This window comes from Rhodanobacter glycinis (genome assembly GCF_900114325.1).
Classification (GTDB): Bacteria; Pseudomonadota; Gammaproteobacteria; order Xanthomonadales; family Rhodanobacteraceae; genus Rhodanobacter_A; species Rhodanobacter_A glycinis.
This window is the reverse complement of record NZ_FOSR01000003.1, coordinates 324718-338029: the sequence shown is the minus strand read 5'-3', so window position 1 is coordinate 338029 and position 13312 is coordinate 324718. Positions and strand designations below refer to the sequence as shown.

General features: G+C 63.3%; 10 protein-coding genes. All 10 read right to left on the bottom strand.

Translation table 11 applies throughout. The features are described from left to right. Position 1 precedes the first annotated feature (1 nt). The 10 genes from BMY90_RS05410 to BMY90_RS05365 all read right to left on the bottom strand — a co-directional run bounded on the left by BMY90_RS05410 (position 2) and on the right by BMY90_RS05365 (position 13302). On the bottom strand, positions 2-1312 hold the full coding sequence (locus BMY90_RS05410) for an ABC transporter permease (protein ID WP_092702353.1): 1311 nt from the start codon (positions 1310-1312) through the stop codon (positions 2-4). Positions 1313-1358: 46 nt separating this feature from the next. Beyond that, positions 1359-2579 carry an ABC transporter permease gene (locus tag BMY90_RS05405; RefSeq protein WP_092702263.1) on the bottom strand — a complete coding sequence of 407 codons (1221 nt, stop codon included), beginning with the start codon at positions 2577-2579 and terminating at the stop codon, positions 1359-1361. Beyond that, on the bottom strand, positions 2576-3898 hold the full coding sequence (locus tag BMY90_RS05400) for an ABC transporter permease (RefSeq protein ID WP_092702261.1): 1323 nt from the start codon (positions 3896-3898) through the stop codon (positions 2576-2578). The genes BMY90_RS05405 and BMY90_RS05400 overlap by 4 nt, the downstream gene beginning before the upstream one ends. A gap of 146 nt (positions 3899-4044) precedes the next feature. After that, positions 4045-5250: an ABC transporter permease gene (locus BMY90_RS05395; RefSeq protein WP_008216033.1), complete on the bottom strand. Its 1206-nt coding sequence runs from the start codon at positions 5248-5250 to the stop codon at positions 4045-4047. A gap of 12 nt (positions 5251-5262) precedes the next feature. Then, a complete protein-coding gene (locus tag BMY90_RS05390) occupies positions 5263-6570 on the bottom strand; it encodes an ABC transporter permease (RefSeq protein ID WP_037102178.1) in 1308 nt (435 codons plus the stop codon). Positions 6571-6691: 121 nt separating this feature from the next. After that, positions 6692-7783, bottom strand: a complete 1092-nt coding sequence (locus BMY90_RS05385; RefSeq protein WP_342741500.1) for an ABC transporter permease — start codon at positions 7781-7783, stop codon at positions 6692-6694. 139 nt (positions 7784-7922) lie between these two features. Further along, positions 7923-9227, bottom strand: coding sequence for an ABC transporter permease (locus BMY90_RS05380; RefSeq protein ID WP_092702257.1), 1305 nt, complete (start codon positions 9225-9227; stop codon positions 7923-7925). A 151-nt stretch (positions 9228-9378) separates the two neighbouring features. After that, positions 9379-10587 carry an ABC transporter permease gene (locus tag BMY90_RS05375; RefSeq protein WP_092702255.1) on the bottom strand — a complete coding sequence of 403 codons (1209 nt, stop codon included), beginning with the start codon at positions 10585-10587 and terminating at the stop codon, positions 9379-9381. Between the two features lie 11 nt (positions 10588-10598). After that, entirely contained in the window at positions 10599-11927 is a 1329-nt protein-coding gene (locus BMY90_RS05370; RefSeq protein ID WP_092702253.1) for an ABC transporter permease, read from the bottom strand. Positions 11928-12078: 151 nt separating this feature from the next. After that, positions 12079-13302, bottom strand: coding sequence for an ABC transporter permease (locus BMY90_RS05365; protein WP_092702251.1), 1224 nt, complete (start codon positions 13300-13302; stop codon positions 12079-12081). Positions 13303-13312 lie beyond the last annotated feature (10 nt).

Genomic DNA, 13312 nt, shown 5'->3' with positions numbered 1-13312 from the left:
CTCAGCCTCCCTTCAGTTGCAGTGCCGGCGGCACGCGACAGGCACGCCACGCCGGCAGCAGGCCGGCCAACACGCTGGCGAGAACGGCCAGCCCCAGCGTGCCCAGCAGCATCGACATATCCATCTGCGCCAGCTTGGCGTAGTCGTCCGGGCGCTGACGAATGCTCCACAGGCCAAGCTGGGCGATGGCCAGGCCCAGCACGCCGCCGGCCACGCCGATCAGCGCGGACTCGATGCCCAGCTGCACGAAGATGTCGCGTCGCCGCGCACCCAGCGCCCGGCGCACGCTGATCGCGCCGCTGCGACGCAGGAACTTGGCCAACAGCAACGCCACGATGTTCAGCAGGCACACGAACAGGAAACCCAGCGCCAGCCACAACTGCAGGTCCACGTCGCCTGGCACCAGGTTTTCGTGCGCCAGCCAACTCATCAGGCTGTACAGCTTGGCGTTGGTAGGCGGGCGTTGGAAACGGCCCAGCGCCTTCTGCTGCGCGGAGTAGTCGACCAGGTATTGCCGATACGCCGCCACCTGGGCCGGTGTGTCCAGTTGCACCCAGAACTGCAGCCAAGTCATGTTTGCGCTGGTCAACGAAGTATCGTCACCGTGGACCCAGCCGGACCGGTTGCCGCTGACCTGCAACTTTTCGTCCACTGCCACCGACAGCGGCAGGAAGAACAAATCGGCATCGCTGTACTGGGTGCCAGTCTGATCGTCATAGAACACCGGTTTGGGCGCCCAATCGGCAGTGACGCCGATCACCCGGAAGTCGTGCTCACCCAGGCGCACCGTCTGGCCAACCGCCTTGCCCGTACCGAACAGCTTGCGTGCCAGTGTCTCGGACAGCACCACCACCTGTGCACCGGCCGCGTCATCCGCCGCGCTCCAGCCACTGCCCTGCTCGAACGGCACGCCGAACAGCGCGAAGAAATCCGTCGTGGCGTAGCGCCCGCTCACGTAGAACGGGCGCAGATCCGCGCGCGCCGGACGCAGCAGCAACGAGCCGCCCGACATCGCCGCCTGCCGCACACCGCGATGCGCCTTGAGCAGCGCCATCGCATCGGGCCAGGTCATGTCGTCGGTGGGGTCCGGACTGCCGTCCCGCAGCTTGTAGTCCCGCGGCAAGGGATCCAGATGCGGCGTGTACAAGTGCGCACTGCGCCCCGGCATCGGGTCGTCAGTCATCACGTGCAACACCGTCAGCATCGTCATCGACGCACCGATGCCCAGGCCGATGGCCAGCACCATCAGGCCGGTGAGTACGGGCGTGCGCTTCAGGCTGCGCCATGCCAGGTCGAGGTAGTAACCGAACATCATGAGCCTCCTGCCATCACGGGAATCACCGCACTTCCAGTTGTCATCACACGCTCCTCGTCGCCACCACCGGCGGTACCGCCGCCGCACGCAACGCCGGACCCAATACCGCCAACTGCCCGAGAAGCCACAACGCCACGGCCCCCGCCAGTAGGTAGTTCGCCGGCAGGTGCGCCAACTCGAAGCGATGCATAAGGAACAGATTCAACGCATAGGCGAACAGCGCGCCCAGCAGCACGCCGCCAGTGACGATGAGAAAGTTTTCGATCTGGAAGTAACGCAGGATGTCGCCGCGGGTGGCACCCAGCGCGCGACGCATGCCGATCTGCCGACGACGTTGCTGCACCCAGAAGCTGGCCAATCCGCTCACGCCAAGCGCGGTGACTACAAGCAGGATCAGGATGATCGCCAGCAACATGCGGCCGGTAGCGAGGTCGCTGCGAAAATACTTGGCGCGCAGTTCCGGCATGGTGAACAGCTTGTTCTGCACATGCGCCGGGTCGGCCTTCTGCAAGGCTGCGGCGGCAGCATGCAAAACCTGCGGCAAGCGTGCCGGATCGCTGGCCCGGATCATGAAGCCGCCCCCCATGTTCTGTGCGCCGACCACGTACTCGTAGACCATCGAATAGTCATCATCAGGGCGGCCGGTAATCTCGCCTCGCAGGTGATCCACAATCCCCACCACCCGCGAGGCGGCATTGCCGTCGTACAGCACGCGGCCGAGTGCGTTGCCTCCCGGATACAGGCGGTCAGCCAACGCACGCGTGATGAGTACCGGGAACTGGAAATCCTTGCTCATGCTCATCTTGGCAAGCACGGGCAATTCGTCATCGCTGAAGTCATGCCCCTCCACAATGTGCAACCCCAGCGTCCGACTGAGGTCCTGGCTACCCTGGAACTCGTACATCTGCGCCACCGGGTGCTGGCGTGATGGATCAAGAAACACCGGGTCGCGCTCGACGTACCACAGCGGCGGACCTCCATAGGCCGCATGCGTTACACCGGGCACGTTGCGCAGCGCCGCCAGATCACCAGCCGTCGTTCCCTGCGACTGCTCACCGATCACGGTGATGCTCTGGATCAAGCCGATCTGGCTTTCCGCCACCCCGGTTGATACGTGCGAGCGCTGGATCGTGCCGTACACGATGAATACCAGGTTGCCAAGCACCGCCATGGTCAGCGCGATCTCCAACACCAGCAAAATCACCGCTGTCTTGTGACTGCGCAACGCGGCAAGAATGGGCTGTATCTGACGAAAGGTTCTCATAGCGACTTCACCTGCAAGGCGGGCGCTACGCGCGAGGCACGCCATGCCGGCCAGACGCCGGCCCCCAAGGTAGCCAGCAACGCCAGTAACAAGGCCGCACCCAGCATGGAGAGATCCAGGTGCGCCGAAGCGGCAAAGCTCACCGGCTGCTGCCGCACCATCCACAACCCGATCCAGGCCAGCGGCAAGCCAAGCAGGCCACCAGCCACACCCACCACTCCAGCCTCCACCAGACACTGCAGGAACACCGCGCGGCCCGAGGCACCCAACGCACGACGCACACCGATCTCACCGGATTTACGCAGGAACTTGGCCACCATCAGGCCCACCGTGTTGATCATGCAGATCAACAACACGCCGAATGCGATCCAGGTCTGCATACGCACCGTCACCGGGACTACGTGCTTGTAGTCCAACCAATCAAGCAGCCCGCGCAAACGCACATTGGGCGCGCGTTGGAAGCGACCAAGCTGGTGCTGCTGTTCGCTGTACTGCTTCAGTGCGGAGCGGTAGCTGTCCACTTGCGCCGCCGTGTCCAGCTCTACCCAGAATTGCGCCCAGGTACATTGCTTCGCCTTCGGATCATGGCCGCCAGCGTTCGGGTCGTTACCCCAGCAGCGCATGGGCCCGTAGCCGTAGTCCTGTGGCAGGTTCAGCCAGGTAAAGAACGGCAGGTACATCTGCTCGGCATCGGCAAAGGCGCCGCCATCATTAACGTCATCCACGTCATAGAAATGCGGCTGCGGATTCCAGTCGCCGATCACGCCGACCACGCGAAAGGTCTTGGTGGCAATCACCAGCGTCTTGCCAACGCTGTCGGCACCACCAAACAGCTTCTGGTTCAGCGCCTTCGACAACACCACGACTTGCGCATGGTTCGCGTCATCCTGTGCCGACCACGCCGAACCGTAGACGAACGGCACGTCGAACATGGCGAAGAAATCCGCCGTGGTCGCGCGGTCGGTACGCATCGCCAGCGGACTGTCCGGCGCATCGAGCCGCGTGGGTAGCCAGTTGGCGCTCATCACCGCGCGACGCGGCGCGATGCCGAGCTGATACAGATTCACCGCGTCGAGATATGTGAGGCCGTCCGGCGGCTCTTTGGAGGCACCAGGAAGATTCGCCGGTCGCGGATCCACCTGCGGATGGAACAGTACGCCACTGCGCTGCGGCAACGGATTGCCCGACAGATTGTGCAGCACCGTCAGCATGGTGATCGATGCACCAATGCCCAGCGCAATCGCCAGCATCATCAGCGCACTGAGCACCTTGTTGCGCCTGAGGCTGCGCAATGCGAGATCCAGGTAATAGCCGAACATCCGCTTACTCCTCACATTTGATTCAAAGCCCCTCTCCCGTCGGGAGAGGGGTTGGGGTGAGGGTTCGGCCAACGCGCAACGCCACGCTATACCCGTACCCTCATCCGCCTTTCAGGCACCTTCTCCCGGAGGGAGAAGGGAAAACATCACACGCTCCGCGTCGCCACCACCGGCGGTACCGCTGCGGCGCGCAACGCCGGCCCAAGTACCGCGAGTTGACCGATCAACCACAGTGCAACCGCACCGCCCGGCAGGTAGTACCAGGGCATGCGCGTCATCGCGTAGTGCTGCATCAGGTACAGGTTGATGCCGAAGGCCAGCAGCATGCCGACTACCACGCCGCCCGTGCTGAGCAGGAAATTTTCGGTCTGGAAGTAGTGAAGAATGTGGCCGCGCGTGGCGCCCACGGCGCGACGGATGCCAATCTGACGCCGACGCTGGCCCACCCAGAAGCTGGTGAGCCCGACGATGCCGAACACGGTCACCGCCAGCATCACCGCGCACACCAGCACCAGCATCCACACCATGGAGCTGGTGTTGGCGAAATAGTCGCTGCGCATCCGCGCATAGGTCTTGCCTTCCACCACCGCTCCCGGGTTCAGGGCGCTGATGGTTTGCACCGCTTCGCGCACGATGCGGTCGCGATCCTGCGGCGCGCTGCGCACCACGTAGTTGCCCATCATGCCGTCGGGTTGCGACGGATAGAACACGCTGGAATAGCGACCTCCGGGGCCACTGGTGGTCGGATCCATCGCCAGCACATCGCTGACCACGCCGACCACGGTCCAGCTTTTGCCGTTGGCATACAGCTGCTTGCCCAGCGCATCCTTGCCGGGCCAGAGCCGTTTCGCATCACTGGCAGTCACCAGCGCGACATGCGCAGTGGACTGGAAATCCTTCAAGCCGCTGTCCGCATATTCCTCGGCGTTGAAAAAGCGCCCTTGCAGAAGATGCAGCCCAAGCGCCTGCTCGCCGCCACGCCCCATGAAATACACCGACGTGTTCACTGTGGTCTTGCCGTCTGGTGTCGTGGTGAATCCGGTCAAGGCCGGACTCTGATCCAGCGGCATGCTGGTCACCGCTGCAGCCGCCGTGACGCCGGCAACGCCACGCAGGGCAGCCAGGTCACGCGGAATGTTGCTGGCGGCGAGTTTGGCATCGGTGCCGTTCACCGTGATGACCGAGATGCCGGCCTCGTCGATGCCATTGGGCCAATGGATGTTCGCCATGCGCTGGCCGATCATGAACACCGCATTGCACAGCACCGCGCAGGCCAGTGCGATCTCCAGCACGATCAACAGGGCCGGAATGCGATGCCGACGCAGGCTGGAGAAAATCGGACGGATTTCCATGGGTGTTCTCCTTTAGGCGTCTTTCAGTTGCGGGGCGGGCGCCACCACGCAGGCGCGCCACGCGGGCAGCAGGCCGGCAACCAGGCTGGCGGCCAGTGCCACCACGAAGGTAAACAGGAACATCGACAGATCCAGGTGCGCGAGGCTGGCGTACTGCGCCGGCTGATGGCGGATGCCGAGCAGGCCGAGTTCCGCGAAGCACAGGCCAAGCACGCCGCCGGCCAGACCCACGATGGCCGCCTCCACCATGAACTGCGCGAAGATCGCTCCGCGCGATGCCCCCAGCGCACGACGCACGCCGATCTCGCGCGAGCGCCGCAAACACTTGGCCAGCAGCAGACCCACCGTGTTCACCACGCAGATCAGCAGAAAGCCGAAGGCCAAACCCGCCTGCAGGCGCACGTCCTCGGGCACCACATGTTCGCTGCGCATCCACTCCATCAGGCCGGAAAGCGCCGTATGCGATTTCCGGAATCGGCCCAGACTCACCTGCTCCCTGGCGTAATTGCCCAGGAATGATCGATACGTCGAGACAGCGGCAGCGTTCGGCAACTGCACCCACAGACCTAGCCAGATCGCCTCGGCCGACTCCAGGTGATCCACATCAATCGACTTGCCATAGCCCATCATCGCGCTCGGCATCAGTCCATCGGCGCGCGCGCCCTGCAGTGGCAGGAACACCGCATCACCCTTGCCGTAGCTGCGCCCGCCCAGGTGCAGCGCATAGAAGCGCGGTTGCGGCGCCCATGCGCGCAACACCCCGATGATGCGGAAGTCGTGATCCTCGATGCGGATCATCTTTCCCACGCTGTTCGCGCCACCGAACAACTTGTCATTGAGATAGCCGGCGATCACCACGACCTGCGCGCGGCTGTCATCGTCCGCCGCCGTCCACCCCGATCCATATTGGAATGGCGCGTCGAACATCGGGAAAAAGTCTGCCGTAGCCAGCACGCCCTGCGCGTAGAACGGCTTGCCCTCGCCCGATGGCGGCATCAGCTTGACCTGCGACATGGCCATCGCCGCCTGACGCTCCGCCTTGTGCGCATGAATCAGGTTCATCGCGTCGACATAGCTCATCAGGAACGGCAACCGCTTCCCGCTGCGCGAGAAGGGTTGGTTCGCCGGATAGGGGTCGAGTTGCGGATAGAACAGCTGCGCACTCTTCTGCGGAATCGGATCGCCCGACAGCAGCTTGAGCACGGTCAGCGTGGTGATGCACGCGCCGATACCCAGCGCCAGCGCCAGCACCATCAGCGTGGTCAGCACCTTGTTGCGCCTCAGGCTGCGCAAGGCCAGGTCGAGGTAGTAACCGAACATCATCCCATCACTCCTGTTCCGCATGGTCCGCAGGAGCGCACCCTGTGCGCGAATGCACGTTGCGACACTGCTGCAGATTGTTTTCGCGCACAGGGTGCGCTCCTACCGGTTCCCGGCCTCATCACACGCTCCTCGTTGCGACGACCGGCGGCACCGCCGCCGCACGCAAGGCCGGTCCCAGCACCGCCAGCTGTCCCAATCCCCACAGCGCCAACGCCCCGATCGGCAGGTAATACAGCGGCAAATGCGGCAGCTCGTAGAACTTCATCAGCACCGCGTTCAATACGAACGCCAGCAGCATGCCGATGGCGATGCCGAACGAGACAATCAGGAAATTCTCGGTCTGGAAGTAGCGAAGAATGTCGCCACGTGTCGCACCGATCGCACGGCGAATGCCGATCTGCTTGCGTCGCTGCGCGACCCAGAAGCTGGCCAATCCGCCAATCCCCAGCGCCGTCACCACCAGCAACACCACGCACACGCCAACCAAGGTGCCTGCCATCGATTGATCAGCTTGGAAGAATGCCGCGCGCGCCTCGTCGTAGGTGCGATGTGCCAGTACGACGCGATTCGGGTCGATGGCCTTGAGTTTGGCGACTGCATCGCGGAGTACCCGTGCACGATCCTGCGGCTTGCTGCGCACGACGTAGCTGCCTCCACCATCGCTCAGGTTTTCGCTGATGGGCACGACAAAACTGAAGGCAGGCCCTGCTTGAAGCGTGTTCGGCCGTGTCAAACGCGCGAGGACACCCACCACCCGCAGCGGGATGTCCTTGCCGATATAAAACGTCTTGCCCAGCGCGTTTTGTACTGGCCACAACCGCTGCGCCATCGCCTGCGTGACGATTGCGACGTGCGGCAAGTCGTTAGGGCTGTTGTCGTTGATCCCTTGCAATGCCTGATCGAGCGTCACGAATTCTTCCGGCGCAAAGCTCCGCCCGGCGATCAACTTCACCCCAAAGGTCGGCAACAGGTTCTCGCCGAAATACAGGCCCGCATTCATCGAAGGCTGCGGTTGATCGGGCTTGAGTTTGATATTGCTGTTGTTGCCACTTCCGAACGGCAGCTTGTCTACCAGCGCCACCTGGGTGACACCCGGAATCTGCCGCAGCGCAGCCAAATCGGCCTGCGTGCGCGCCCCGGAGTCCGGGCGCGTGCCGATGTAGGCCATCTGGATCTGTACCAGCTCGTGCTCGGCGATGCCGCTGGGCATGTGCATGCGCTGCAGGTTCTGCGCAATCAGGAACATCGAGTTGCAGACAATCGCGCAGGTCAGCGCGATTTCCAGGATCAGCAGCCACATCACCAATTTGTGGCGGCGCAGTGCAGCGAAGATCGGCAGGATTTGCATGTCACTGACTCTTCAGGGCGGAGGCGGGGGCGATGTGACAAGCGCGCCATGCCGGTAGCAGGCCGGCCAGCAAGCTGGCACCGATGGCCAGCACAAAGGTGATCAACAGCATGGCCGGATCCAGATGCGCCAGCGAGGCATACTCGGCGGGCCGGTGACGCACGACCCAAAGACCCATCAACGCCAGCAGCAATCCGCCAATGCCGCCTGCCAACCCGACCATGCCGGACTCCACCAGCAATTGCGTGAACAACATGCGGCGTGAAGCGCCCATCGCGCGGCGCACGCTCAACTCGCCTTGCCGGCGCATGAACTTGGCCAGCATCAGCCCGACCGTATTGACCAGGCACACCAGCAGAAGCCCGAACGCCAGCCACGTCTGCAGGCGCACGTTTGACGGCACCACCTGGTTGTAATCCAGCCACTGCATCACGTTGCGCAAGCGCACATTCGGCGGCCGCTGAAAGCGTCCGAGGGATTTCTGCTCCTCGGAATAGCGGATCAGGAACTGCTTGTACGCCGTAGCCTTGGCCGGCGTATCGAGTTGCACCCAAAACTGCAGCCATGCGCAGTGATCATTGCGGGTCATGTCCTTTCCATCGGCGCCATTGCCCCAGCAGTCGGTGCCGCCGTCGTGGTCAAACCCGGCGTCCTGCGAAGTGGTCAAGGGCATATAGACACCCTCGTCTTCGTTGTAGCTCTGCACGTTCAAGTCGTAGAAGTGCGGATTCGGCCGCCAATCGCCGAGCACACCGATGATGAGAAAATCATGCCCGCCTAGTCTCAGCATCTTTCCGACGCTGTTCTTGCCGCCGAACAACTTGTCGTTGAGGACGTGGCTCAGCACCACCAGGCGTGCACGATCCTGATCATCCTTGGCAGTCCATGCACGCCCGTACTGGAACGGCACGTCGAACATCGGGAAGAATCCGGCACTCGTGTAACGCGCAGCCTCGAAGAACGGATCCAGCGTCGTGCGCGGCGGCTGGATCGCCACGCGACCACCCGTCATCAACGCCTGTTGCTGCGCTCCCTGCGCGTGGAGCAGGTTCATGCCGTCGATCCACGACACCTGATCCATCGGCTCCATGCCCGGCCGGTAGCCGAAACTGTCACGCGGATCAATCTGCACGTGATAGAGCTGCGCGCTCTTGCCGGGAATCGGATTACCCGACAGCACGTGCAGCACGGTGAGCGTGGTCATCGAGGCGCCAATGCCCAGCGCGATGGCCAGCACCATAAGCCCGGTGAGTACCTTGTTGCGCCTGAGGCTGCGCAATGCCAAATCGAGGTAGTAACCGAACATTGTCAGCCCCCTGCAACCGCAGCAGCTGCAGCGCTTCTGGTAGGAGCCCGCTCGCGGGCGATGCCTTTGACTCGAATCACGACGCGCACCAGAGCAGAAGCATCGCCCGCGAGCGGGCTCCTACCAATGAACGGAGCTTCATCGGCTGTCATCACACGCTCCTCGTCGCGACGACCGGCGGCACCGCCGCCGCACGCAAGGCCGGCCCCAGCACCGCCAGCTGTCCCAATCCCCACAGCGCCAGCGCCCCGATCGGCAGGTAATACAGCGGCAAATGCGGCAGCTCGTAGAACTTCATCAGCACCGCGTTCAATACGAACGCCAGCAGCATGCCGATGACGATGCCGAACGTGACGATCAGGAAATTCTCGGTCTGGAAGTAGCGCAGGATGTCGCCACGCGTGGCGCCAATGGCACGGCGAATGCCGATCTGCTTGCGCCGTTGCGCGACCCAGAAGCTGGCGAGGCCGACGATGCCCAACGCGGTGACGCCGAGCAATGCCGCGATCACGCCGATGAGCATGCCGGCCATGGCACGGTCGGTGGCGAAGTGTGCCGCGCGCAAGACGGGTATCGATTGGCTGTTTTCGTGATCCAGCACCACGTCTGGCGCGATGGTCGCCACTGTCTTGCGTGCTTCCGTCATCACGCGCTCCAGGTCTTGCGGGTTCGCACGGATCTGGTACGTGCCAGCCAGCGTCCCACCCGGTAGCGCAGGCACGAACGCAGACCATTCCGCCCTGCCGCCGCCGTTTGCAGCCGCGCCCATGAAGTTCGCCACCACGCCGATCACTCGGTACTGGTACGGCCCCGTCCAGAACATCTTGCCGAGCGGGCTCTCGCCCGGCCACAGGCGATCCGCAAGGGCGCGCGTCACCAGCACGCGCGCGGAGGGCGGCAGCCAGGCCTTGTCGGGTATGGCCTGATAGTCGTCGGCATCGGGCATGGCACCGGCAACCAGTTCCAAGCCCAACGCCTTGATCGTGCCCGAATCGCCCACGTAGTAATCAATCACGGTGCCGTAGTGCTTGTGATCCAGCGTGACGCCAGCCACTCCCGCCTGCGGGCCGAATGGCACGGAAGAAACCGCGTGGACGGATTCGACGCCGGGAATCGCAGCGAGGCCAGCGATCATGCGCGCGTTCAAGTCGCTCGCCTCCTTCGGTTCGAAACCCGTGACGACGATTTCGCCGAGCGAAGCTTCGTCCACACCAGTGACGATGTTCATGGCGGAGAGGCGATTCGCGATGATGAACACCGCATTGCACAGCACTGCGCAGGCCAGCGCGATTTCCATGGCAATGAGGAAAGTGGCGAGTTTGTGCTTGCGCAGTGCCACGAGGATGGGGCGGATGTGCATGGCAGGCGTCCTCACAGCGTCTTGAGTTGCAAAGCCGGGGCAATGCGGCTGGCGCGCAGCGCGGGCAACGTGCCCGCGAGCAGGCTCACCGCAATCGCCAGTCCGATGGTCATGGTGAACATCGCCGTGTCCATGTGCACCAGATCGGAATACGGTGTCTGTTGCCGGCGTACCAGCCACAGACCCACCAGCGTCAGCAGCCATCCGCCGACGCCGCCGATGAAACCGATCAACCCCGCTTCGGTGAGGCATTGCGCAAACACCGCCCGGTGCGAAGCACCCAGCGCACGGCGCACGCCGATCTCGCCGCCGCGGCGCAGGAACTTCGCCAGCAGCAAGCCCACCGTGTTGAACAGACAGATGGCTAGAAAGGCGAACGCCAGCCACATTTGCAATTGCGCATCGCTGGGAATCACATGCTCGGCATCCAGCCAGCCCATCAGGTCCAGCATGCGCGTGTCGGTCTGCTGGAAACGCCCCAGCGCCTTCTGCTGCTGCACGTAGTTGGCCATGAAGTCGCGATAGGCCGAAGCCTTCGCCGCACTGCCCAGCTCCACCCACAGCGATACCCATACGCAGGGCGAATTTTCCAGATGACCTGGCACCGGTGGATTGCCCCAGCAGGTGTATTGCTGGAAATTGCCATCGTTGATTTCCAGACCGGTGAAGTACGGCGTGAACACGTCCTCCGGCTTGGCGTAGGGATCGGCCCCCTGCCCGTTTGCACCGATGCCACCCGCGACGCTGTAGAAGCGCGGAATAGGGCGCCACGGCTTCAACACACCGACGATGCGCACATCACTGTCCTTCAGGCGGAGCGTCTTGCCCACGCTGTCCTTGCCGCCGAACAGCCTGGCGTTGAGGTTCGACGAAATCACCGCCACACGCGCATGGCCCGCGTCGTCGGCAGGCGTCCACGCGCTGCCATATTCAAAGGGCACGCCGAACATCGGAAAAAAATCCGCCGTAGTGGACGTCATCCCCAGCATCATCAGCGGCAGGCTGGAATCGGGAGAGCGCACCTTCACCGCGCTGTCCACCACCAGCGCCTGACGGTCGGCGCGGTGCGCGCTCCACAGGTCCACCGCCGAGCGGTCGTCCATCATTGGCAATGGGTATTTGTGATGCCCGTAATAAGAATTGTCTGGCGTCGGGTCCACTTGCGGGTAATAGAGATGCGTGCTCCTGCCCGGCAGCGGGTCGCCGGACAGGATGTGCATGACCGTCAGCGTGGTCATGCTGGCGCCAATGCCCACCGCGATCGCCAACACCATCAGCGCCGTAAGCACTTTGTTGCGCTTCAGGCTGAGCATGGCCAGGTTGAAGTAATAACCGAACATCGTCAGTCTCCTGCAACAGTTGCAGCGCTTTCGGCAGGAACCCGCTCGCGGGCGATGCTTTTGATTCGACCCACGATTCGCACCGGAACAAGAGCACCGCCCGCGAGCGGGCTCCTACCGGAGATGGGAAGGCTCATGGTTTCGCGCTTCATCACACGCTCCTCGTCGCCACCACGGGTGGCACGTTCGACGCACGCAACGCGGGGCCAAGCACCGCGATCTGGCTGATGGCCCACAGCGTCACCGCACCCACCGGGAAATACCAAGCCGGGAGATGCCCCAGTTCGTAGTGCAGCATCAGCAACAGGTTGAGGCCGTAAGCCAGCGCCATGCCCAACGCGATACCGAACGTGGCGATCAGGAAATTCTCGGTCTGGAAATAACGCAGGATGTCGCCACGGGTCGCGCCGATGGCACGGCGGATGCCGATTTGCCTGCGCCGCTGCGCCACCCAGAAACTGGTGAGGCCTACGATGCCCACCGCCGTGACGATCAGCAGCAACAGGCACACGCCCACCAGCATCCATGCCATCGCACGGTCGTTGCGGTAGTACTTGGCCCGCGCCGCTTCCAGGGTAGTGGCATCCTTCGGCGACACGAGCCGCAGCGGACCATCGGTCTTCAGCGCGTGCAGGGCGCTACGGATCACTTCGCCACGTTGCTCCGATTCCTTCACGCGCAGCAGGTAGGTGCCTTGCGCATACGGCAAATCCACCGGGAAGAGCATGGCGTATTCGTAGGACTCTGCAGTCCCGTAATCGCGTGGCTGCACCAGCCGATCCACCACCCCCACGATGCGGTTGGTACCGAAGGCATAGATCACCTTGCCGACCGCCGACCGCCCCGGAAAGAAATGCTCGGCCAGTGCGCGGGTGATGATCACCGGCACGGTAGCGCCCTCACCTTCCAGTTGCTCGTCGCTGACGAATTCGTCCAGCTTGAACCAGCGGCCGCCTGCCAGCTTCAGCCCCAGCGTGTCAGGCAGTTGCGCATTACCGAAGTATTGGGTCACATGAATTGTGGGGGCTTGCGGCGCATCGCTGAGGCTGACTCCACTGGCGCTGAACGAGTGGCCGAACAAGGTCTGGTTGACGATGGACGCGTTGACCACGTTGGGAAGGGCGCGCAACGCGGCGAGATCGGTGCGCGTCTGCGCCATGATCGCTTCGGGCGACGTAGCGGAGACGCTGCGCACGTGCACCTGCCCGATGTGCCGTTCGTCCACGCCGGTGGGCCGTTGCATGCGTTCCAGCCGCGTGCCAATCAGGAACAACGCGTTGCAGACCACCGCACAGGAGAAGGCGATTTCCAGTACCAACAGGCATACCGCGATGCGATGACGTCCAAGCGCGCTGAGAATGTGGCGGAAATGCATGCAGCGCTCT

What these genes read in the sequence shown, in the direction of transcription:
- BMY90_RS05410 (WP_092702353.1), bottom strand. Translation starts at nt 1,312, where the DNA reads ATGTTCGGTTACTACCTCGACCTGGCATGGCGCAGCCTGAAGCGCACG.
- BMY90_RS05405 (WP_092702263.1), bottom strand. Translation starts at nt 2,579, where the DNA reads ATGAGAACCTTTCGTCAGATACAGCCCATTCTTGCCGCGTTGCGCAGT.
- BMY90_RS05400 (WP_092702261.1), bottom strand. Translation starts at nt 3,898, where the DNA reads ATGTTCGGCTATTACCTGGATCTCGCATTGCGCAGCCTCAGGCGCAAC.
- BMY90_RS05395 (WP_008216033.1), bottom strand. Translation starts at nt 5,250, where the DNA reads ATGGAAATCCGTCCGATTTTCTCCAGCCTGCGTCGGCATCGCATTCCG.
- BMY90_RS05390 (WP_037102178.1), bottom strand. Translation starts at nt 6,570, where the DNA reads ATGTTCGGTTACTACCTCGACCTGGCCTTGCGCAGCCTGAGGCGCAAC.
- BMY90_RS05385 (WP_342741500.1), bottom strand. Translation starts at nt 7,783, where the DNA reads ATGCCCAGCGGCATCGCCGAGCACGAGCTGGTACAGATCCAGATGGCC.
- BMY90_RS05380 (WP_092702257.1), bottom strand. Translation starts at nt 9,227, where the DNA reads ATGTTCGGTTACTACCTCGATTTGGCATTGCGCAGCCTCAGGCGCAAC.
- BMY90_RS05375 (WP_092702255.1), bottom strand. Translation starts at nt 10,587, where the DNA reads ATGCACATCCGCCCCATCCTCGTGGCACTGCGCAAGCACAAACTCGCC.
- BMY90_RS05370 (WP_092702253.1), bottom strand. Translation starts at nt 11,927, where the DNA reads ATGTTCGGTTATTACTTCAACCTGGCCATGCTCAGCCTGAAGCGCAAC.
- BMY90_RS05365 (WP_092702251.1), bottom strand. Translation starts at nt 13,302, where the DNA reads ATGCATTTCCGCCACATTCTCAGCGCGCTTGGACGTCATCGCATCGCG.